The sequence below is a fragment of the Marinobacterium sedimentorum genome, from assembly GCF_024267675.1.
GTDB lineage: Bacteria > Pseudomonadota > Gammaproteobacteria > Pseudomonadales > Balneatricaceae > Marinobacterium_A > Marinobacterium_A sedimentorum.
On sequence record NZ_JALDYX010000050.1, the window covers coordinates 1 to 21530 of the forward strand.

Consider the following 21530-nt stretch of genomic DNA (forward strand, 5'->3'; position numbering starts at 1 on the left):
AAGAGGGTTCGACTCGAGCGCAGCGAGAGACCGCCGAGCGCAGCGAAGGCCATCCCGACCGGAGATAACAGCGCCCTCGTTTTTCGCTCGCAGAGTGGGGCTTTTTTGTTTTCAAGGTTGATAGATTCTAACCCGAGAAGAGGGTTCGACTCGAGCGCAGCGAGAGACCGCCGAGCGCAGCGAAGGCCATCCTGACCGGAGATAACAGCGCCCTCGTTTTCTCTGCTACTGATTTAATTCTTACGATTTAATATCTTATTGTAGGGTGCGGCACGTTAACTTGCAGGGTGCGAATGAGCTGCAGGCGAATTGCACCATGGCGGGCGCAGGGCGCCCGCTTGTCGGCTGTGCCCTTTGAACCTTGCACCTTCACCCTTGCCCCTTTTCTCCACAAGCCCGCAGCTGCGCGGCGGTTGTCGGTATTCGCTGCACTCATTACCAACCTACCAGAGTCACTCCGGAGCCACGGACAGCTCCTCGCAGGGTGCCAAATTTAACCGTAGGAGTCGCGCCCCGCGACGAATGGCTGGTGCTACGGAGAACCTTGCCATCGTTCCAAAAGCTTCGCAGCTCCCACGAGCACCATGGCGGGCGCAGGGCGCCCGCTTGCGGCTTTTTGCCATTTGACCCTTGCCTCTTGACCCTTGTACCTGCTCCTCACAGCCCCGCCGCTGCGCTTCTTTACCCATCTACTTTCATATTAAAAAGCAAGATCTAGATCCGTAGCAGAGTGGGGCTTTTTTGTTTTAAAGGTCGATAGATTCGAACCCGAGAAGAGGGTTCGACTCGAGCGTGAGCGAGAGATCGCCGAGCGCAGCGAAGGCCATCCCGACCAGAGATAACAGCGCCCGGATGGGCAAATGATCTTACACTGCGTCAGTGTGTCCGGGAAAATATAGCCACATCAGAGGATAGAAGCGTATGACAACAGTAACCACGATTTTGAGTTTGGAGAACCCCGTCTTCTTTGCATATGTGCTAGCGGCGTCGATTATGCTGTTGAAGCTCATGCTGCAGCCGTGGATAACAGTTTTTCGAATGATGAAGGTACGTGGTGGCTTTCGTAGCCCCGAGGATGCACAGAAGAGTCCTCTCAATCCGGATCCTGTATCAGGTCAGTTGGAGCCGAACGAGTATGTTGAGCGTTCGCGGCGTATGAACTTAAACGATCTGGAAAGTATTCCCGCGTTTCTTGTTGCTGGGTTGCTATTCGTACTCATGGACCCGCCACTCCTGTTAGCTCAAGTGCTGATCTGGGCGTACGTCATTGCTCGAGCGGCGCACTTCATTGCGTACGCCACGGCGCAACTGCACGATGTTCGGGCCACCCTCTGGACTGTCAGTTCGATTTCAGTACTCACAATGGTGGTATATACACTTGCCCGTGTGTTCGCCGGGTGAAGAATCCGTATAGGTGAGGTTGTGTGGACAGTCACAGCATGACCTGAAGGAGCCCCGCCCTTGCGGGACTTCTTCTATTAGGGAAATACCGCGCAGGCTTTGGCCCAGCATTTCGACGTCATGCCCGGAGACAGTTGATCATTGGGCATGCTCATAGCGTCCGGAGCCCACTTCGGCTTGATCACCGCTACTTAATCCTGATCGGGTAAGTAGCGGTGGTTGTTACCGGGTGCAGAGGGTGATTGAGTGCACCCGCAGTTGCCTTACTGCATGCGGTGAACTCCACATAGCAGCTACAGGCACGCGCTCGAACTGCCATAGGTCGCAGCACTTGGTGGCTACCTGATCGTTTAGTTAACCTTCCAGTGTGCTCTCAGTCGGACTTCTGATAGCTAAAACCCTCGATTACAGTTCTCCCAGCAGCCCCTTCTGCAGTTAATGCTACCTCTGAGGTTGGGCTCCACAGCGCCATTCTGAATGAGTCACTGATAAGCCGGCTGATCATGCACTTATTCAGTCATACAGCTATAGGAAGGTCGCTACCGCTATACTGTGACAATGAATATGATCACAGATACCGTCCCTGACTTGAGGCTGTCTCAGTTGCCTATGGGGCCAGCTGATATATCGTTTGAGTCATCCCCTGCCTGCGCCAGTCATCTGGCAATGAGGTGATATGCACTGCCAGCACTGCGGGATCAAGAGCCCAGGTGCCCCGGAAACCTGTCCAGCCTGTGGCGCTGCGCAGACCCGGATCTGTGGCAGCTGCGGTCATGGATGTGCTGCGGATGCGAAATTCTGCAGCGAATGCGGTACTTCGCTGACTGTCGGTGGAGCTACGTTGACCGCGGCGCCTGTTCAGTATACCCCAGCCTACTTGGCCGAGCGGATAAGGGCCGAGAAAGCCGCGATGAATGCCCGGGGGGCCGCCGATGGGGAGCGTAAGACCATCAGCATGCTCTTTGCCGACTTAGTTGATTCCACCGAACTGATCCAGTACCTCGATGCCGAAGAGGCTCAGCAACTCCTCGATCCGGTGCTAAAGCTGATGATGGAGGCCGTACACCATTACGAGGGTTACGTCGCCAAGTCCCTTGGCGACGGCATCCTGGCACTCTTTGGGGCACCCATCGCTCACGAGGACCACGCCAGGCGAGCGCTCTATGCGGCACTTCGCATGCAGCACAGGATGGGCGAGTTGGCCGCACGGATCGCGCGGGGAAAGGGCTTGCAATTACGGCTGAGGGTCGGCATCCACAGTGGCGAAGTGGTGGTGCGGTCGATTCATACCGAAGATCTGCATACCGATTATGATCCGGTAGGGCGTTCGATTCACATAGCGTCCAGAATGGAAACCGCCGCTCCGCCAGGCGGCATTGCAGTCAGCGAATACAGCTACCGGCTGACTCAGGGGTATTTCGAATTCCGGGCTCTGGGGCCAACCCCGGTCAAGGGCCTGTCCGAGCCCATAATGATTTACGAGTTGCTAGGGACCGGGCCACTGCGTACCCGACTAGAGGTGTCGGTCAGCCGAGGGCTGCTACCCTTCGTGGGCCGCCAGCAGGAGTCATCCAGGTTGCATGAGTCGCTGGAACGGGTCAAGGCCGGTCAGGGGCAGCTGGTTGCTGTCAGGGGAGGGCCCGGGGTAGGCAAGTCGAGGCTGTTCCTGGAGTTTAAACGCAGCGTGCCGTCCAACTGTCTGGTCCTGGAAACATTTTCGGTGTCCCATGCCCGGGCTTTTGCCTACTGGCCGCTGATCAGACTTCTGAAGCAGTATTTCGATCTTGCGCCGCAGGACGATGCGCGCCGACGCCGTGAAAAGATCCGCAACATAGCCCTGACCCTCGATCCGTCCTTGGTGGCTGACTTGCCCTTCCTGGAATTTCTGTTGGGTGCTGCAAGGGAAGACTCGCCACTGCTGCATATGGACGCCCAGAGTCGGCGTCAGCGTACCTTCGAGGCGATCAGGACGCTGCTACTGGTGCAAAGCCGGCAACGCCCCCTAATCCTGATCTTCGAAGACTTGCAATGGCTCGACAGCGAGAGCCAGGCTTTTCTGAACTTGGTGGCCGGGTCAATCGAACAGTATCCGTTGCTGTTACTGGTGAACTATCGTCCGGAATATTCAGATCAGTGGTCGGAAAAAAGCGGCTATGTAGGACTGCAGCTGGAACCCCTGGGTCAGCCGGACGCCGAGTCGCTGCTTCGGTCGCTGCTAGGCCCCCGTCCCGATCTGACACCGGTCGCCGACGGCATTCTGGATAAGACTGAGGGCAACCCCTTTTTCATCGAAGAAGTAATTCAGACGCTGGTCGAGGAAGGGGTGCTGATTGGTAGTCGCGGCTGCTACCGCCTTGGCAAGCCTGTTGCCGACTTGCAGCTGCCGATGACCGTCCAAGGCGTATTGGCGGCGCGTATCGACCGGCTGCAGCCGGACAGCAAGGCGTTGCTGCAGATTCTGGCTGTGATTGGCAAGGAGTTCTCGTTCAGTCTGGTTCAACGCATGACCGGCGAATCCCATGATGGTCTGATGCTGTTGCTGACCAGGTTGGAAAGCGGCGACTTTATCTATTCCATGCCGGCGTTTCCGGAACAGGAATATGCATTTAAGCATGCGCTTACCCTGGAAGTGACCTACCGCTCTCTGCTCAGCGAGCGACGCAGTGATCTGCACGAGCGTACGGCACAGGCGATCGAGGGCCTTTACCGGGATCGCCTCGACGAGCATTACGTTGAACTGGCGCATCATTACAGTCGCAGCGGCAACGCGGCCAAGGCCATCGAATATTTGCAACTGGCAGGTCAGCAGGCGGTGCAGCGGTATGCCAACACTGAAGCGATCGCGCTACTCTCGAAGGCACTGGAACTGCTCGCGTCATTGCCGGAGACGACGCCGCGCGACCATCAGGAGCTGGCGGTTCAGCTGGCCCTTGGGCCGGCACTGATGGCGACCCTGGGCTATGCGGCAACCGAGGTGGAAAGCACCTATAACCGGGCGCTGCAGCTGTGCCGCCAAGTAGGCGGAACACCGCAGTTGTTTCCCGCCCTGCTGGGGCTTCGTACTTTCTATCATGTCAGAGGCGAGTTGCCGGTCGCGCGCGAACTCAGCGAGCAGTTGTTGAAGCTAGCCGAGGAGGCGGGAGATTCTGCGCTTTTGCTGGAAGCGCACCGGGCATTAGGTACTGTGCTGTTCAATCTCGGGGAGCTGGATCTTGCGCGCAGTCAGCTGGAACAGGCGCTATCGCTGTATGATCCTGATCTGCACCGCCCCCATGTCTTCTATTACGGCGTCGATTCCGGGGTATTCAGTCTGTTTTACCTGGGGTGGGTGCTCTGGTATCAGGGCTATCCCGACCAAGCTTTGGCAAAAAGCGGTGAAGGGTTGGCTCTGGCCGAACAGCTCGGCTATCCCTTCATCCGGGTGGTTGCGCTCGTCTTTGACGCTGAAACCCATTTGCTGCGACGAGACGCCCGCCTAACCCAGGAGCGAGCTGAAGATGCGATTTCCCTGGCGTCCGAACACGGGTTCCCGATTTGGAGTCTCTGGGGGCGGGTGTTGCGGGGCTGGGCGCTGGCGGAACAGGGTCAATACGACGCCGGGATCGCCGAAATTCGCCAAGGCCTGGCCGCAGACAAGGTGGCCGGTGCGGAGCTGTGGCGCCCCTATTTTCTTTCACTGCTGCTCGAAGTTCTGGTCCGTGCCGGAAAAGTCGATGAAGGGCGGGCTTTGCTAGCCGAAGCCGGTGCCGCGCTGGACGCGACCGCCGGTCATATTTACGAGGCTGAGGTTTTTCGCCTGGAGGGGGAGCTGATCCTCGAACAGAAGGGTGGGTGGGCTGCGGCGCAGAAGTGCTTTGAAAAGGCCGTTGAGATTTCGCGTAGCCAGGGGGCCCGGTCGCTGGAATTACGGGCAACGCTGAGCATGGCTCGCTTGTTGCGGGAGCAAGGTCGGATGGACCTTGCAGTGCAACAACTGGCTCCGCTCTTGCGTAGGTTCAGCGAAGGGCGAGAAACCGCCGACCTCAGGACAGCGGCCCTTATGCTAGGGAACCTATGAACAAGTCCCAGTTGTTCTCTGCGGGTCCTGAAGCGTGCAGCTGCTAGGCGCAGTGTGCAGGCAATACCCTAAAGGGCACTTTGGCCTTAGTCCTTGTCAAGCGCTCTGCGTCGGCCGCCGCGTTAATAGCTGATTCGCAGCGGCCTGTCTCCATTTTTCGAAGGCCTGTTGTGTATCAGTGCAGGCCGAGCAGTTTCGGGACCCTAAGCGAAAGCGCCGGCACAAAGGTCAACATAAGCACGACGGCCATCTGGACCAGAATATAGGGCCAGATCTCGCGGGCGATCATGTCGACCCTAACCTTGGATACGGCCGAGGATCCAAACAGCACAATACCGACAGACTGCTGGCGCCGGGATAGTGTCAGCGGTGCTGTTCCCGGCACGAAATAAATAGCGGTGTAAGGGGAAGCTACATCCTCAGCCCATCATTTGATCAGAAAGCAAGCAGCTTACTTGCATTCTGACACTTAGCGCGTGCAGTTGAGCATTAGCGCTTTCAGGTGGAGGCCCGGATAAAGCATTCGGGATAGGACCGTTGATCGTTTTGGATCAGGTTATAGGTTAATCGAGCTTTCATTAAATATCCAATTTGGATTAATTTTTCTGATCTGTGGGCACGCACAGGCGGCGGGCAGGGAAATATAGCGATTATCGGTTCGTTTTGAGTGCTTTAGTCAAGGGGTTTTTATTTAAAAATATTTAAATATCAATTAGTTAGTCTGTCTTTTTTTGAATAATCCTAAAAATATCCATAATGGTTTTTTTGTTGTTCCTGCCGCGTTGCGCAATATCCGAGGTCTTTACTATCATTGGTTCATGGGTTTCAAGCTCATAAGAAAAATTTTTTTCCTACAACAATAAGGTGAAGTCTATGTTCTCTAAAATCGCGCTGAGTGTTGCTGTCGCGTCCGTAATGGCCTTCAACGTTGCGTCGGCTGAAACCGTTAGAATCGGTATCACTCAGAATAATGTCGGTGTGGACAGCTACCAGACAACCTATGAAAAAGCCTTCATTGAAGCGGCAAACGCCGATGAGAACGTCGAAGTTGTTGTACTGGACGCCGGCGGCGATGTGGCCCGCCAGATTGGCCAAATGCAGGACCTGATACAGCAACGTGTTGATGCCATCATTATCTGGCCGACGAACGGTCAGGCAGTAATACCTGCGGTCCGTCAGGCTAAGAGTGCAGGTATTCCGGTAATTGTCACCAACTCCAAAATTGCAGATGCCGGCATGGAGTTTATTGCAGCATTCTCGGGTCCGGACAATATTCGTCAGGGCGCCTATTCCGCAGAGATGATGTGTGATGCGCTGGATAATAAAGGACAGATTGTTCAGGTTGCCGGGCAGCCCGGTTATACCACCGCCATTGAGCGTGCCAAAGGATTCGAGGACCGCCTGGCTGAAGCCTGCCCCGAGGTAAAAATCCTGGAAACTCAGCCGGGTGACTGGAATCGTGAAAAAGCTCAGCGGACCATGGAAAACTTCCTCACCAAATACGACCGTATTGATGGTGTTTACGCTGGCGATGACAATATGGGTGTAGGTGCGCTTAATGCGGCCAAAGCGGCCAAGCGTGACGGTATTATTTTCATCGGCGCCACCAATTTTGCGGTTGGATATGAAGCTATGGAGCGTGGGGAATATTACGGCTCCGTGTACCAGTCGCCGGTTGACGATGCCCGTGCAGCGCTGCAGACCGCGCTCGACGTTCTGGACGGCAAGGATGTTCCGAAACTGAACTACTTTGATACGCCGAAAATCACCCGCGACACTCTGAGCCAGTTTGACAAGCCGGTCTTCTAAGTTCTGAAAATCTCGCCGGCCGCATAAACGAGTATATTTATGTGGCCCCTTCTGAATACTATTTATAATAAAGGAGATTTTAATGTCTTCACTCGAAGGTAAAAACTGCATCGTAACCGGGTCAGCCAAGGGTATTGGTCGGACGATTGGTGAAGCTCTGATGCGAGAAGGCGCCAATGTCCTTTTTGCTGACCTTGATCCGGCTGTGCAGGTAACGGCCGAAGAATCCAATGCCAAATTTGGCGGCCGTGCAATCGCCTTTAAAATGGACGTGACCAACCGGGCTCAGGTCAAAGATATGATTGACCACGCGGTTGAAGAATTCGGCAGTCTGGATGTGATGTTCAATAATGCGGGTGTTAACAAACCCATGAATTTTCTCGATGTTACTGAGGAAAACTGGGACTTCATCATGAAAATTAACGGACTGGGTGTTCTTATCGGCACTCAGGAAGCTGCCAAGCAGATGATTGCCCAGGGCAATGGCGGAAAAATAATCAACACGGCGTCCATCGCCAGTCGACAGGGCTATGACAATATTGCTCCCTACTGTGCGTCGAAATTTGCCGTATTGTCTTTAACCCAGTCTGCAGCGCGTGATCTGGCCAAGCACAAGATTACCGTGAATGGCTTTGCACCGGGTGTTGTTGCGACCCAGATGTGGAATCAGCTGGATAAGGATCTGATCGAAATCGGTGCCAGTGCGCGACCAGGGCAGGCGATAGAAGAATTTTCTTCCGGTATTTTGTTGGGTCGCCCTGCTGCACCCGAAGATCTGGTGGGTACGACAAACTTTCTGGCCTCATCGGCATCCGATTATATGACGGGTCAGACGCTCATGATTGATGGTGGAATGATTCTGGTCTGATCGATGTTTTACTCAGGGTCAAGGGAGTGATCCTCAGTTATCTGTAAAAGACGCAGTAAAACGGATAGATCTATAATAATACATCCATGCTAGATGGGAGAGGTGAGATAATGACCCCTATAGAACAAACAGAATCTATCGGCTTAAAAAGAAAGCTTAATCGGGTCAGTTTTAAAAACTTTCTGACCACTCAAGGTATTCTTATAGTATTTATGATTTGCCTTGCCGGTTTTTCGATTTTCTCCGATCGTTTTTTGTCGGAAGAAAATATTATGACCGTGATCCGGCAAGCGTCGATCGTTGGTATCATAGCCATCGGAGTAACGGTTGTTATTATCGGCGGTAATCTGGACCTTTCCGTGGGATCCATGCTGTCATTCGCCACTGTTCTTGTGGTTGACCTTCACGATAAAATTGGTCCGACGAATGCCATTATTGTCATGTTTGCGATGACCCTGCTGATCGGTGCCGTTAACGGCTTCCTGATTGGTTACATGAAACTGAATTCCCTGATCGTGACACTGGCCATGCTGTCTGCAATACAGGGTATTACCCTGATTTATACCGGTGGCCAGAATGTCGACATTGCCAATCAGGACTCTACCTGGTTCGCTTTTTTCGGCCGCGGTTTTGTCGGCGGGATTGCTGTTCCCATTCTGATGTTTGCGGTGCTGGCACTCTGTGTTCACTTTGTTATGCGCTATACCAGTTATGGTCGCCGTATCTTTGCCATCGGTGGCAACCCGACAGCAGCGGTTTATGCCGGTATTCGAAAAAGCCGGTGCGTATTCAGTACCTATATGATTTCTGCCTTTTCCGTTGGCTGTGCAGCGCTGGTGCTGGGGTCGCGTGTCATGGGGTCGCAAAACAATGTCGGTCAGGGGTATGAGCTGCTTGTCCTCGCCGGGATCATTCTTGGCGGCACCAGCCTGATGGGCGGTGCGGGCAGTGTCTGGAAAACCGTGATCGGTGTTTTGATTCTTGGATTTATCCAAAATGGTCTGCTTTTGCTGGGGTATCCGTATTACACCCAATGGCTTGTAACCTGGGTGATTATAATCGTCGCAGTTTGGCTGGATCTGGCTAATCAGCGCAAACGACTGTTTACCTCCCACTCATAAAAAAAGCAGGTGAATAAGATGGTAAATGTAAAGAATATATCAAAGGTATTCGGTGGTATTCAGCCAATCTGGCTCTTTGTTATCGCGATAACGGTTTTTTTCAGTTTCATGTCTGAATATTTCCTTACGACTGGGAACTTCATGAACATCCTGGTGCAAACCTCAACGATTGGTTTGATTGCACTGGGCATGACCTACGTCATGATTAACGGCAATATCGATCTTTCAGTCGGGGCTATCCTGGCACTGTCCGCCGCGCTGGCCGTTGATCTGCAAAGCTATGGTCTGCCGGTCGCACTCTTTGCCGCCATTAGCTCGGGTATTCTTCTGGGTGCCCTGAATGGCCTGATCGTATGGAAGACAGGGGTTAACTCTTTCATTGTGACGCTGGGCGCCATGATTGGTATTCGCGGACTGGTATTTATATACACCGAGGAGCAGTCATTTTACGCCGAGAACTTTGCCTTCTCTGATTTCGGTATCAGCACTGTCGCATCGGTTCCTACTCTGGGTGTTATTTTTCTCGTCTGCTGTCTGATCATGCACCTGGTGCTGACTAAAACGGGTCATGGCCGCAATACATTTGCCGTGGGCAGTAATCGCGAGGCGGCAGCAGATGCGGGGATTCGCGTCGGGCGCCACATGTTAGTCAACTTTATGATTGTCGGTTTCTTTGCCGCCCTGGCCGGCATCACACTGGCGACCCAGATGGGTGCGGCCACCCCCAATCTGGGGCGCGACTATGAATTATGGACAATTACTGCCGTCGTGCTGGGCGGTACCAAGCTCGCCGGTGGATTCGGCAGCATTACCGGTACTCTCGGTGGGGTTCTGGCCATCGGCATCCTGCGTAATGGCATGAATCTGATGCAGGTCCCGGCGTTTTATGTGCTGGTTATTCTGGGAGTGATCCTGATTGCAGTGCTGCTTATCGATCAGAAAGTGAACCGTAAATCGGGTCAGGAGGTGAATGTATGACTTCGTCGGCAACTAACAATAATCAACGCTCTGATACATCGATGAAACCTGTACTGCGTCTTGAGGGTATTACCAAGCGCTTCCCGGGTGTCGTGGCACTGAATAATGTCAGTTTCGATGTGCGTGCTGGTGAAGTGCATGCATTGCTGGGTGAGAATGGGGCCGGAAAATCAACGCTGATGAAGTGTCTCGCCGGGAAACACCAGGCTGAAGAGGGCAGTATTGTCCTTGAAGGTCAGAAAGTGTCGTTCAGTGATCCTATGGCCGCCAAGCAACATGGCATCGTGCTGATTCACCAGGAGTTGTCGCTGGTATCGGACTTGACGGTTGCAGAGAATATTTTTCTGGGCAGCCTGCCACTGAAATGGCCGAACCGTGTTGACTGGAAAAAGCTGCGCAGCGATACCGATAAAATCCTGAGCCGGCTGAAATGCACGTTCAAATCGGATGATCTGGTCGGCGACCTGTCGATTGCCAAGAAACAGATGGTCGAAATCGCCCGTGCTCTGGTGTTTACCCCCAAAATTGTTGTGTTCGACGAGCCGACGGCATCCCTGACCGATCACGAAAAGCCAGTGCTATTCAATGTGATCAATTCACTGCGTGAGCATGGGGTCGGGATTGTCTACATCTCCCATCGCATGGACGAGATATTTGCTCTGTCTCAGCGCATTACCGTGCTGAGGGATGGTGAATATAACGGCACGATTGATACTGCGCAAACGAATGAGGACGAGGTGACCAAACTGATGATTGGCCGCAGTCTTGAACTCGATCACAGCAGCAAGCCGACAGAGTTCAAGGAGAACGTACTCGAAGTCCGTAATCTCAGCGTCGAGGGTGTGTGCAAGGACGTTAGTTTTAATGTTCGAAACGGCGAAATCGTCGGCATGTATGGTCTGGTCGGTGCAGGTCGCTCCGAAATTGCCGAGACGATTTTTGGCCTGAGACGTCCGAGCGCAGGAGAGATCCTGCTGGAAGGTGAAAGCGTCACCGTTAAATCCCCCCATGATGCGGTGGCCAGGGGCATTGCCCTGGTGCCGGAAAGCCGCAAGGAGCAGGGGCTCGTGCTGGGCTTGAACTGCCGAGACAACATCACGCTGGCTACCCTGGAATCAGTCTCGTCCATGGGCGTTATGAGTCCGAAAAAAGAGCTGGAAATATACGAGAAATATCAGCGTGAACTGAAAATCAAGACGCCGGGCTGGGCGCAGAAAGTCGGTAATCTCAGTGGTGGTAATCAGCAGAAGATTGTTATTGGCAAGTGGCTTACGACCCACCCGAAACTGCTGATCCTGGATGAGCCGACCCGCGGTATCGATGTCGGTTCCAAGGCGGAAATTCATGCGCTGATCAAGGATCTCGCCAAGTCCGGTTATGCCGTGCTTGTCATCTCGTCCGAAATGCCGGAGGTACTGGGTGTCAGCAACCGCGTGATCGCCATGTATTCGGGCCAGATTACGGCCGAATTCAATGCCGATACCGTAACCGAGGACGAACTGGTGCAGGCCATTACCGGCCAGCACAAGGCTGCGTCTGAAACATCTTTGCAAGCAGCGGGGCTTTGACATGAAAGCCGCGCTATTCGCTGGTGGCTGACCACTCATTGTCAGTGAATAGAAGCGTTTACTGCGGGTGTCTGGCAGTACCTTTTATTAGCCATTGAATTCGAATCGAGAGTCCTGTGTGCGCGCTGTAGGTGTGCCGCAGCGATCCAGGGAGAAATTGCAGCATGAATCCTTTTGTTTATAACGGTTTGCCAGCGCGAGTGGTATTCGGGCACGGCACACTGGAGCAGCTGGTAGATGAACTGACGGCACTCAACTGCAGCCGGGCGCTGGTGCTGGCTACTCCGCACCAGCGCGATCAGGCGCAGGCGATTCTTGATCGCCTGGGCGACCTGGGTGTCGGCATCTTCTGCGAGGCGGCCATGCATACACCGGTCGAGGTGACAGAGCAGGCGATGAAGGTCGTCGGGGAGCTGGATGTAGATTGCACGGTTGCTCTGGGCGGCGGATCAACCATCGGTCTTGGCAAAGCGATCGCGCTGCGTACCGACCTGCCGCAGATTGCCATACCCACCACCTATGCCGGATCCGAAATGACGCCGATCATCGGTGAAACTGAGAAGGGTCTGAAGAAAACCCAGCGCACTCTCAAGGTGCTGCCGGAAGTGGTGATTTACGATGTCGATCTGACCCTGACGCTGCCCGCGGCTATGTCGGGTACCAGCGGTCTTAATGCGATTGCCCATGCGGTCGAAGCACTGTATGCCCGGGATCAGAATCCGGTGGTGTCGCTGATGGCTGAAGCGGGTATTGAGGCCCTGGCCCGCAGCCTGCCGGTCATAGCGCGAAATCCCGCTGATGCGCAGGCCCGTTCAGATGCGCTTTATGGCGCCTGGCTGTGTGGCGCCTGCCTCGGGTCGGTCGGCATGTCGTTGCATCACAAGCTCTGCCATACGCTGGGCGGCTCCTTCGATCTGCCCCATGCTGAAACCCATACCATCGTACTGCCCCATGCCGTCGCCTATAACGAATCGGCCGCACCCGAGGCCATGCAACGTATCGCCCGCGCACTGGGGACTCAGAGTGCATCGCAGGGGTTGTTCGATCTGGCCCGCGCAGTTGGTGCGCCACAAGGCCTGTGTGATCTGGGGATGAAAGAAGCGGATGTGAGCCGGGCTGCCGAGATTGCGCTTGGTAACCCCTACTGGAATCCGCGCACGATTGAAGGCCCGGCAATTCATGACCTGATCAGGCGTGCCTGGAAAGGTGAACGGCCCAGGGTTGGGTGAGGACAAAAAAATGAAAACACTTTTTATCAATGCCACTGTGCTGACCATGGATCCGGTCATTGGTGATCTGGCATCTGGCCAGGTACTGGTCGAAGACAGCCGTATCCTCGCGGTCGGCGAGGATCTGCCGGCAAAGGATGCCCGTATTATCGACTGCCAGGGCGGCATTCTGATCCCCGGTCTGGTGAATGCGCATATGCATACCTGGCAGACCGCGCTGCGTGGCGTCGCGGCCAACTGGACCCTGCTGGAATACTTTCGCCATGTGCATCGTGGCCTGGCCACGCTGTTCAAGCCGCAGGACATTCATATAGCGTCGCTGATGGGTGCGCTGAACCAGATTAACTGCGGTACCACGACCCTCGGCGACTGGTGCCACAACAACCCGACACCGGCACACACTGATGCGGCGATCCGGGGGCTGCAGGAATCCGGTATCCGGGCGCTGTTCTTCCACGGCTCACCCAAGCCGGACCCGAAGCCCGGCCAGCCGCATTTTAGTGAAATCCCTCATCCGCGAGCTGAAATTGAGCGGCTGTTGCAGGGGCCGCTGAAGGACGCGAATGGCAAGGTCACCCTGGGGATGGCGATACTGGGTCCGCATTACTCGACGCTCGAGGTGTCGTTGCACGATTTTGAACTGGCGAGGGAGTTTGGGCTTGTCGCCTCGATGCACCAGGGGGGAGGACCTGCGGTCAGTCCCGGTGCCTGGGATGTGCTGGAGGAGAAGGGGCTGGTAGGCCCTGGTATCAACATCGTGCACGGTCATGGTCTCAGCGCGGCGCAGGTCGATCGCTTCTGCAACAAGGGTGTCAGCTTCTCGATCGCCCCCGAGAATGAAATGACCCAGGGCCACGGATTTCCGGTGACCGGGTTGGTGCGTCGTAACGACGGCATTGTCTCGCTGGGCGTGGATCTTGAATCGGTTATTTCCGGCGACATGTTCTCGGTGGCACGCATGGCGCTGGGTATGCAGCGGGCGCTGGATAACGATGCTTCACGACGGCAGACCGGTGCCATTCCGGATACCTCGAGCATTCGCACTCGCGAGGCGCTGAGCTGGATTACGCTGGACGGCGCCCGTGCGCTGGGACTGGATGATCGAATTGGCAGCCTTACGCCGGGCAAGCAGGCCGATATCGTACTGCTGAATACCAGCCTGCTGAACATGCAGCCGGTACATGATGCTGTGTCCACTGTGGTGATGCAGACCAGTCTGGCGAATATCGACAGCGTCATGATTGGCGGCGAATTCCTTAAACGGGAAGGGCATCTGCTCGCTGACACCACGGCAGGAACAGAATTGCTGTGCGAGTCCGGGCGCCGGATCTATAGCGAGCTTCTTTCACGGGAACAAAAGGATACAGGCAAATGAAAACAGTAAAAGAGGTGGCCTGGGTTGGCCTCGGAAAACTCGGACTGCCGATGGCAAAACGCATCGTTGAGGGCGGCTTTCAGGTACGGGGTTTCGATCTCAGTGCCGAGCGCCTGGACCTGGCGCAAGCGGTCAATATTCGTGCTTTTAAGGATTTGGCCACGGCGGTCGAAGCCTGCCCAATAGTGTTCGTATCCATACCGGACGACAAGGCATTGCTGGGCCTGACGCTCGGTGCCGGTGAGCTGATCCGCCACATGGCGCCGGCCAGCGTTCTGGTGGAAACCAGCACAGTGAGTATCGAAGCCTCAGCCAAAGTGGCCGAAGCGGCTGCTGCACGCGGGATTCACTACTTGCGCAGCCCCGTGTCCGGCAACCCGGTGGCGGCGCAGAACGGCACCCTGTCGGCCATGGTGTCCGGTCCGGCGCAGGCGTTTGAGTCGGTGCGGCCGGTTCTGGAAACCTTCACCGCAGTCCAGTCCTGGCTGGGTGAGGCTGAGCAGGCCCGCTATGCCAAGCTGGCGATCAACCTGATGATTGCAGTCAGTGCCGGCATGCTGGCCGAAGCACTGGCGATGTCGCGCAAAGGCGGCATTGCCTGGGAAGATATGCTGCAACTGGTTTCCAGCAGCGCAGTGGGGTCGCCCATGGTCAAGTACAAGACCCAGCCTTTGGCGCAGCGGGATTTCAGTTCAACCTTTGACTGTTCACAGATGGCCAAGGATCTGGATCTGATTCTGAACTGCACAAGGACGGCGGGTGTATCGGCGCCGCTGGCTGCCCAGATGCGCGAGACCTATTCATCACTGATAGCCATGGGGCACGGTGGCGATGACTACATCGCCACGGTACATCACACCGAGACGCTTTCCGGGCTGCCGGCCATTGAAGCCACTCACGATCGCGGAGATAAGTAGTATGCGCAATCTCAACGAAGAGAACATTACAGCCGAAGTCATTCAGCGCTTTGCAGATTGCTCCGACACGCGGCTTAAAACCCTTATCAACAGCCTGGTGACCCATCTGCACGGGTTCATCCGCGAGGTGGAGCCGACCGAAAAAGAGTGGGGCCAGGCCATCGACTTTCTCACCCGCACCGGACAGATGTGCGACGACAAGCGACAGGAGTTCATTTTGCTGTCGGATACATTAGGCGTCACCATGCTTGTAGATGCGATCAACCACCGGGTCAACAGCAAAACGGCGACGGAAAGCACCGTACTGGGACCTTTTTATGTGGCTGATCCGCCGGAGGCCGAAATCGGCGCCGGTATCGACGACGGCATAGATGGAGAGCCGCTGTTTGTCGAGGGCCGAGTCTGTGACGAAGCGGGCCAGCCGTTGGCCGATGTGGTCATAGACGTGTGGCAGTCGGATGGCGAAGGTGTCTACGATGTGCAGAAACCGGAGCTCGATGGCGCCTCGCTGCGGGCCCGCTTCAGAACCGACGCCCAGGGACACTATGCCTTCTGGTCGGTGACTCCGTCCCCCTATCCGATTCCGACCGATGGCCCGGTGGGGCAGATGCTGGAAATAACTGGCCGTCATCCGTTCCGCCCGGCTCATGTGCATTTCATGCTGATGGCTCCGGAGTATGAAACCCTGGTGACACAGGTTTTCGCGGACGGCGACCCCTACCTGGACTCGGATACCGTGTTTGGTGTCAAGGACTCGCTCGTAAAGGACTTTGAGCTAAAGCCCGCAGGTCAGGCTCCGGATGGCCGTCGGCTGGATAAACCGTACCGTTATTTTCGCTATGACTTTGGTCTGAAGGCCGCCTGAGCATAGAGGCTCTACGTCATATATCCCATTAGAAAGAAGGACAAAAAGATGACTAGCATCGATCAGAACGCACTCGCACAAGTATTTATCAACGCACGTACCCACAATAGCTGGACAGACAAGAGTGTGAGTGACGAAAAACTGCGTGAACTTTACGAGTTGATGCACTACGCACCAACGTCCATGAACTGCCAGCCGCTGCGCATTCTTTTTTTGCGCACCGACGCGGCTAAGGAGCGCCTGCGTGCTGCGTTGATGCCGGGTAACCAGGAGAAGACCATGAAATCACCCGTCGTTGCAGTGCTGGGCTATGACACCAAATTTTACGAGCACCTGCCGCGCATGTTTGCCCACAACAAGGACGCCAAGTCTCTGTTCGAAGGTAAACCTGAACATATTCAGACTACCGCTTTTCGTAACAGCGCCATTCAGGGCGGCTACTTCATCCTGGCTGCCCGCGCACTTGGCCTGGATGTAGGCCCCATGTCCGGTTTTAATAATGCCGTTGTTGATGCGGAATTCTGGCCAGAGGGCAATATTAAAAGCAACTTCCTGTGTAACCTCGGTTACGGTGATGCGTCTGTACTGTTTCCGCGCAGTGAGCGTTTCGCGTTCGATGAAGTATGTGAAATATTATAATACGCTGTCACGGGAACAACCAAAGGATCAGGATCTCTCACTGAGAATCATATGATCCACCCGTGAGTATCTAACCTGGCGTAAATTATAATAATATAAATTCGTGCTTTCTTGAACGTATTGGCCGTGCCGTGCACGGCCCTTTTTACTTCGTCAAACATGGGCTGGTCGGATAATTTGAGGTTCATTGTATGCTGTATGATTGGCAGTTTTTGTTGCTTTTGGCTATAGGGGTTTTGATTACCGGGATTTCCAAGTCTGGTTTCGCCGGCGGTATTGGTGTCGTTGCTGTTCCCCTGTTGTCACTTAAAACAAGTCCGGTTAATGCAGCCGCTATCATGTTGCCTCTTTTAATCGTCATGGATGCTTTTAGTTTGAAAGCCTGGTGGGGGAAAAGGATAAACAGGTTGCTGCTGATCGTTTTTCCGCCGGCGATCCTTGGTGTCTTGATTGGTTATTTGACATTCGGTTACCTGAATGAGCAGATGATCAAGCTATCTCTGGGCGTTTTTTCAGTATTGTTTGGAATTTGGGGGCTGTTGCCCGCCTCCCTAAAAAAGGTATCCATGCCGCCTCTTGTAGGCGGGATCTGTGGCGGCATAGCCGGCCTTACCAGCTTCATCGCTCACGCCGGAGGTCCACCGTTAAACTTTTATTTACTGAATCAAAAACTTTCCAAACCAGAGTTTCTGGCAACCGCTGTTGTTTTTCTGGCGGGAATTAACCTGGTAAAAATCATACCCTATGTAAGTCTTGGGATGATTAATGTGCAGAACATGCTGCCGGCACTGCTGTTTATGCCGCTGGCTTGGCTGGGTGTTCGGCTTGGGCTGGCAATCCAGAAAAAGATAGATGGGAAATATTTCTTTAACGTTATATTGATCATGTTGATTTTTCTCGGCATCAAGTTGATAGCCGATGGTACTGGGTTAGTATGAATGTTTTTCTTTCATTGTTTTGAAGAGGGTTTGAGTTTTTTGGAGGGTAAAGTATTAACCCGGCGGGTTAATATATGAAGCGGGATGCTTCATCATTGGCCGCAGGTCAATGCGAACCACAAAAAACCAGCGCGTCCACGCACTTGCGCCTGCTTTTGTGGGGTGGCTGGAAAATAGGGTGGAGCCCTTTTTTTCAGCCAGGTTAATATAAATAGACTAAATGGCTCCAGCCATAAACCAATTGAGTGCACTCTTAGCAATTCTGAAGATATTTTACATAATTTAAAATCTGAGGTGAAAACGATGGATACTAATAGACTTAAAGGCAAAAATTGCGTTATAACCGGTGCTGCCCGGGGAATGGGAGCTGCGGTGGCAGAACATTATGCCGCACAGGGCGCCAAGGTATGTGTGGCGGATATCAATATTGATGGCTGCAATGAAGTCGTTGCGCGTATCAAGAGCAAGGGTGGCGAGGCGATTGCCGCTAAAGTCGACGTCACCAAGCGTGAAGACATCAAGGCCGCGATAGATGCGACCGTCGAGGCCTTTGGCAGCCTCAATATCATGTTGAACAACGCCGGTATAAACAAGCCACTGATGTTTCTGGATGTAACAGAAGAGAACTGGCACCAGATCATGACGGTCAATGCCCTTGGCTGTCTGCTGGGCATGCAGGAAGCAGCCAAACAGATGATTAAACAGGGCAAGCAGGACTATCCCTACAAGATCATCAATGTGGGCTCGATCCTGTCCCGGCAGGCCTTTGATGACGTCATCCCTTACAGCTGCAGCAAGCACGCCGTTCTGGCGATGATCAATGGCGGTGCCAAAGCCCTGGCCAAGGAAAATATTACGGTTAACGGCTATGGCCCCGGCGTCGTCCGTACCGAACTGTGGGAGCAGCTGGACAAGGATTTGGTCGCCATTGGCAAGTTCGACAAGGCGGGTGAGTCCATGGACCGTCTGGCCGAGGAGATGATCCTGCTCAAACGCTACTCCTATCCGGAAGATGTGGTCGGGACGGCAAGCTTCCTGGCCAGCAACGAGTCGGACTATATGACCGGTCAGCTATTGATGATTGATGGCGGCATGATCGTCCAGTAACCAGGGTTGTTGAGTCAATCTGCCACAAGGCTGTTATTAACCTGACGGACAAACAGGTTCCCTAGCAGCCTGTCGGACTTAACACTGATCTACTGCGGAAACGCCGATTTTGGCCATTTTTCGTACTCTTTTTCGTTAAATAGAACCACTATTCGCCTTAAAAGAGCCCAAAAACTGACTTAAAACGGCCATTCCCTCGCTACGACCGGTCAAGTCCGACAAGCTGCTAGCTGTTTGTCCGTCATTGTTAGGGCGCCTGCGAATAAGTCCCAATGAGTTGCGGGCAGCCCCGCAGAGGACAACTGGGACTGGTTCGCAGGTTCCTTAGTAGTGTCCTCTTTTTTGCATTAGCGCATCGGCCCTTTTTTGTGCGGCTGTGAGCGCCTGTTTGATCGACTTTTTCTCAATCAGAATGTCATGAATCTCTTCGCCGGCAATCGCAATTATTTCGGTTATTTCGGGGACCGGGGGGCGAGGCCATGTCTGCAATATATCTTCTCTTGCCATTTTGTCTACAGTGGCGATCAATGGTGAGATCGCCGAAACTTCCGGATCATTGCTGACGCTGAATCTGGGGCTGACAAGGCTGCCGTTCAGAATATAAAGCTTGGACAAGCTCGCTGACGTTAGGTAGCGCAATGCCGTCCATGCCGCATCGATTCTGTCTTTGGCCAGGTTTGCCGGAATGGCCAGCGCATATCCACCGACCGGGGCTATTGGGTATCCCCGGGGGCCGGTAGGATGAGGCAGGTATCCGGTATTGTTCCAGGCCGCAGACTCCTTGTTCAGCTCGAAAAGTGGAGCGAGAAGTGTGGCGCAGTACGCCATGGATGACTGTCCCGAGGCGTACGAATTGGCGCGATCATACCAGGACATTTTGAGTATGTCCGGTGGCGAATATTTTAATAACTCAAGCATATATTCTGCCGTCTGGAAGGCCGCCTCAGACAGGAACATGGGCCGAAATTCGTCTCCCGTAACTTGCTGAAAGCTGAAGCCGGTTGCAAGCTTGCGCAGATTGAGAATAGGTTGGCCGAACGCGGCCATCATAAACGCAAACGAATGACCCAGCGGTGTACCTCTGGCGGCATTCCATGCGATGCCATAAAGGCCGGCCGAGGGATTGTGCAACCGTTTCGCGGCTTCCAGTGTTGCTTCAGTTGTCGTTGGGAGTGCCAGGCCCGCCTCTGCAAAAAGATCCTTGCGATAGCAGAGCAGCTCGGGTGTTGTTTGAACCGGTATACCAAACTGTTGACCCTCATACCGTGCACTTGCGAGAGCTTCCGGATGAAAGTCCGAGAGGTCATGCCGGCCTTTCGCCAACAGGGTATCCAGCGGTAACAGCATACCCTCTGAGGCGAGTTCGCCAAACCATGGAAGATCACTGGCAATTATATCGTAGCGGGATGTTTCCAGTTTTGCATTGCGCAGGATTTCCTCACGTAACCCGTCTATGGATTTTGCTTTGTTCTTAATATCAAGTCCAAATATCAATTCCAGCTGACGTTTAAGGTTATGCATTGCCATAAAAGTTGGGTCGGCATGTATTAACACTTTCAGGCCACCTTTTAATAGAAGCCTGTCCGGCAAAACGGTCGGAGGAGGAATAATTCTGGCGGACAAATAGGAAGCGCCGAAAAAATACTGGCCTGCAGAATCTGAATTGACATCCATGCCAAATAGCAGGCCCAGAATGGATTTTATTTTGTTGGCATAGCTCTCCCACTCTTTAATGAGTTTTGGCGATGGGTGGAGTGAGACGGTCTTGCCGGTTTTGGTTCTCGGCCTGGTTATGATCAGGCCGCGTTCGATGATGCTGTCGATACCTCTCATGGCCGTTCCATAGGATAGTCCGGATGCAGCAGCGAGTGACGTAGGCGTCGTTGTCCGGCCAACGAGATGGTTACGCATGAGGTGTACCATCATGCGCATCTCCCTGTATCCGGGGCGCATTGACAGAGAATTTTCCGTTTCATCCTCGAATTGCTCGATGAAGTCAATGAAACGTGAAAACTCGGTATTTGATATCTTCGAAAAGGGTCTTTGACTTAGATTGTCATAGGGGCCCTCCGGTTGTAGGTCGTTTTCTTCGTCCTGCATTTTTCTTCTTTATATTATATTGTTTATGTATTTTTAGCATAGGTTTTAGTGAATTGAAAGGGCAGTAGCACTCGAATTCAGGCTGAAAGGCGTTAATGTCATCGGATGGATAGCCTTGTATCAATAAAATTGATGCGGCAGGATTTAATGCTACTTTCTGTCAGTAAAAATCGTCTAATATTTACGGTTAAGTGTATTTGGTAGCGGAAGCTTAGTCTCCATAATAATCGAAGTTATCATGTAGTAATAGCGCTGAAATCGACTTTTTAATTATTCAATGTAATGCCTGTAAATTTTATTTATATAACTTAATTTAAATAAATTATGTCGAATATATGTCAATAATTTGTTGATAAATTCATACTATTTTTCATGTTTTTCATGTTTTTCATCCGCGATTTATATAATTAAACTATACGAACGCGGACATTGTAAAAGAATTTTATTTGAAAATTCGCTCGTCAAACCTTTGTCTGGTTCTGTCGGGGAGCTATTATCTAGTGCCTAGGGAACCTATGAACAAGTCCCAGTTGTCCTCTGCGGGTCCTGAAGCGTGCA

The 21530-nt window shown here is 53.5% G+C and carries 15 protein-coding genes; 14 read left to right on the forward strand and 1 reads right to left on the reverse strand.

Annotated elements, in window-relative coordinates; all coding sequences use genetic code 11:
- Positions 1-921: 921 nt before the first annotated feature.
- The 14 genes from MRS74_RS22345 to MRS74_RS22410 all read left to right on the forward strand — a co-directional run bounded on the left by MRS74_RS22345 (position 922) and on the right by MRS74_RS22410 (position 18872).
- A complete protein-coding gene (locus MRS74_RS22345; RefSeq protein WP_254582503.1) occupies positions 922-1401 on the forward strand; it encodes an MAPEG family protein in 480 nt (159 codons plus the stop codon).
- Between the two features lie 910 nt (positions 1402-2311).
- The gene (locus tag MRS74_RS22350) at positions 2312-5458 is read left to right on the forward strand and encodes an adenylate/guanylate cyclase domain-containing protein (RefSeq protein WP_254582504.1); all 3147 of its coding nucleotides are present in this window, start codon (positions 2312-2314) and stop codon (positions 5456-5458) included.
- Positions 5459-6331: 873 nt separating this feature from the next.
- Positions 6332-7267, forward strand: coding sequence for a sugar ABC transporter substrate-binding protein (locus MRS74_RS22355; protein ID WP_254582505.1), 936 nt, complete (start codon positions 6332-6334; stop codon positions 7265-7267).
- Between the two features lie 82 nt (positions 7268-7349).
- Positions 7350-8135, forward strand: coding sequence for an SDR family oxidoreductase (locus tag MRS74_RS22360; protein ID WP_254582506.1), 786 nt, complete (start codon positions 7350-7352; stop codon positions 8133-8135).
- A 110-nt stretch (positions 8136-8245) separates the two neighbouring features.
- A complete protein-coding gene (locus tag MRS74_RS22365; RefSeq protein ID WP_254582507.1) occupies positions 8246-9256 on the forward strand; it encodes an ABC transporter permease in 1011 nt (336 codons plus the stop codon).
- 18 nt (positions 9257-9274) lie between these two features.
- Positions 9275-10234, forward strand: a complete 960-nt coding sequence (locus MRS74_RS22370) for an ABC transporter permease (RefSeq protein ID WP_254582508.1) — start codon at positions 9275-9277, stop codon at positions 10232-10234.
- A gap of 41 nt (positions 10235-10275) precedes the next feature.
- Entirely contained in the window at positions 10276-11802 is a 1527-nt protein-coding gene (locus MRS74_RS22375) for a sugar ABC transporter ATP-binding protein (protein ID WP_254582509.1), read from the forward strand.
- Between the two features lie 164 nt (positions 11803-11966).
- Positions 11967-13031, forward strand: a complete 1065-nt coding sequence (locus tag MRS74_RS22380; protein WP_254582510.1) for a maleylacetate reductase — start codon at positions 11967-11969, stop codon at positions 13029-13031.
- A gap of 10 nt (positions 13032-13041) precedes the next feature.
- Positions 13042-14406, forward strand: a complete 1365-nt coding sequence (locus tag MRS74_RS22385) for an amidohydrolase family protein (RefSeq protein WP_254582511.1) — start codon at positions 13042-13044, stop codon at positions 14404-14406.
- On the forward strand, positions 14403-15323 hold the full coding sequence (locus MRS74_RS22390; protein WP_254582512.1) for an NAD(P)-dependent oxidoreductase: 921 nt from the start codon (positions 14403-14405) through the stop codon (positions 15321-15323). The genes MRS74_RS22385 and MRS74_RS22390 overlap by 4 nt, the downstream gene beginning before the upstream one ends.
- 1 nt (position 15324) lies before the next feature.
- Positions 15325-16188 (forward strand): intradiol ring-cleavage dioxygenase, encoded by an 864-nt coding sequence (locus MRS74_RS22395; protein WP_254582513.1) that lies wholly within the window; start codon positions 15325-15327, stop codon positions 16186-16188.
- 48 nt (positions 16189-16236) lie between these two features.
- The gene (locus tag MRS74_RS22400) at positions 16237-16827 is read left to right on the forward strand and encodes a malonic semialdehyde reductase (protein WP_254582514.1); all 591 of its coding nucleotides are present in this window, start codon (positions 16237-16239) and stop codon (positions 16825-16827) included.
- 191 nt (positions 16828-17018) lie between these two features.
- Entirely contained in the window at positions 17019-17765 is a 747-nt protein-coding gene (locus MRS74_RS22405; RefSeq protein WP_254582515.1) for a sulfite exporter TauE/SafE family protein, read from the forward strand.
- Positions 17766-18068: 303 nt separating this feature from the next.
- Entirely contained in the window at positions 18069-18872 is an 804-nt protein-coding gene (locus tag MRS74_RS22410) for an SDR family NAD(P)-dependent oxidoreductase (protein WP_254582516.1), read from the forward strand.
- Positions 18873-19196: 324 nt separating this feature from the next.
- On the opposite strand, the gene MRS74_RS22415 is transcribed toward MRS74_RS22410, so the two are convergent.
- The gene (locus tag MRS74_RS22415; RefSeq protein WP_254582517.1) at positions 19197-20972 is read right to left on the reverse strand and encodes an ABC transporter substrate-binding protein; all 1776 of its coding nucleotides are present in this window, start codon (positions 20970-20972) and stop codon (positions 19197-19199) included.
- Between the last annotated feature and the right edge of the window lie 558 nt (positions 20973-21530).

Bases quoted from the DNA above. Each gene is read 5' to 3' on its own strand.
- MRS74_RS22345 (WP_254582503.1), top strand. From the start codon at position 922: ATGACAACAGTAACCACGATTTTGAGTTTGGAGAACCCCGTCTTCTTT.
- MRS74_RS22350 (WP_254582504.1), top strand. From the start codon at position 2,312: ATGAATGCCCGGGGGGCCGCCGATGGGGAGCGTAAGACCATCAGCATG.
- MRS74_RS22355 (WP_254582505.1), top strand. From the start codon at position 6,332: ATGTTCTCTAAAATCGCGCTGAGTGTTGCTGTCGCGTCCGTAATGGCC.
- MRS74_RS22360 (WP_254582506.1), top strand. From the start codon at position 7,350: ATGTCTTCACTCGAAGGTAAAAACTGCATCGTAACCGGGTCAGCCAAG.
- MRS74_RS22365 (WP_254582507.1), top strand. From the start codon at position 8,246: ATGACCCCTATAGAACAAACAGAATCTATCGGCTTAAAAAGAAAGCTT.
- MRS74_RS22370 (WP_254582508.1), top strand. From the start codon at position 9,275: ATGGTAAATGTAAAGAATATATCAAAGGTATTCGGTGGTATTCAGCCA.
- MRS74_RS22375 (WP_254582509.1), top strand. From the start codon at position 10,276: ATGAAACCTGTACTGCGTCTTGAGGGTATTACCAAGCGCTTCCCGGGT.
- MRS74_RS22380 (WP_254582510.1), top strand. From the start codon at position 11,967: ATGAATCCTTTTGTTTATAACGGTTTGCCAGCGCGAGTGGTATTCGGG.
- MRS74_RS22385 (WP_254582511.1), top strand. From the start codon at position 13,042: ATGAAAACACTTTTTATCAATGCCACTGTGCTGACCATGGATCCGGTC.
- MRS74_RS22390 (WP_254582512.1), top strand. From the start codon at position 14,403: ATGAAAACAGTAAAAGAGGTGGCCTGGGTTGGCCTCGGAAAACTCGGA.
- MRS74_RS22395 (WP_254582513.1), top strand. From the start codon at position 15,325: ATGCGCAATCTCAACGAAGAGAACATTACAGCCGAAGTCATTCAGCGC.
- MRS74_RS22400 (WP_254582514.1), top strand. From the start codon at position 16,237: ATGACTAGCATCGATCAGAACGCACTCGCACAAGTATTTATCAACGCA.
- MRS74_RS22405 (WP_254582515.1), top strand. From the start codon at position 17,019: ATGCTGTATGATTGGCAGTTTTTGTTGCTTTTGGCTATAGGGGTTTTG.
- MRS74_RS22410 (WP_254582516.1), top strand. From the start codon at position 18,069: ATGGATACTAATAGACTTAAAGGCAAAAATTGCGTTATAACCGGTGCT.
- MRS74_RS22415 (WP_254582517.1), bottom strand. From the start codon at position 20,972: ATGCAGGACGAAGAAAACGACCTACAACCGGAGGGCCCCTATGACAAT.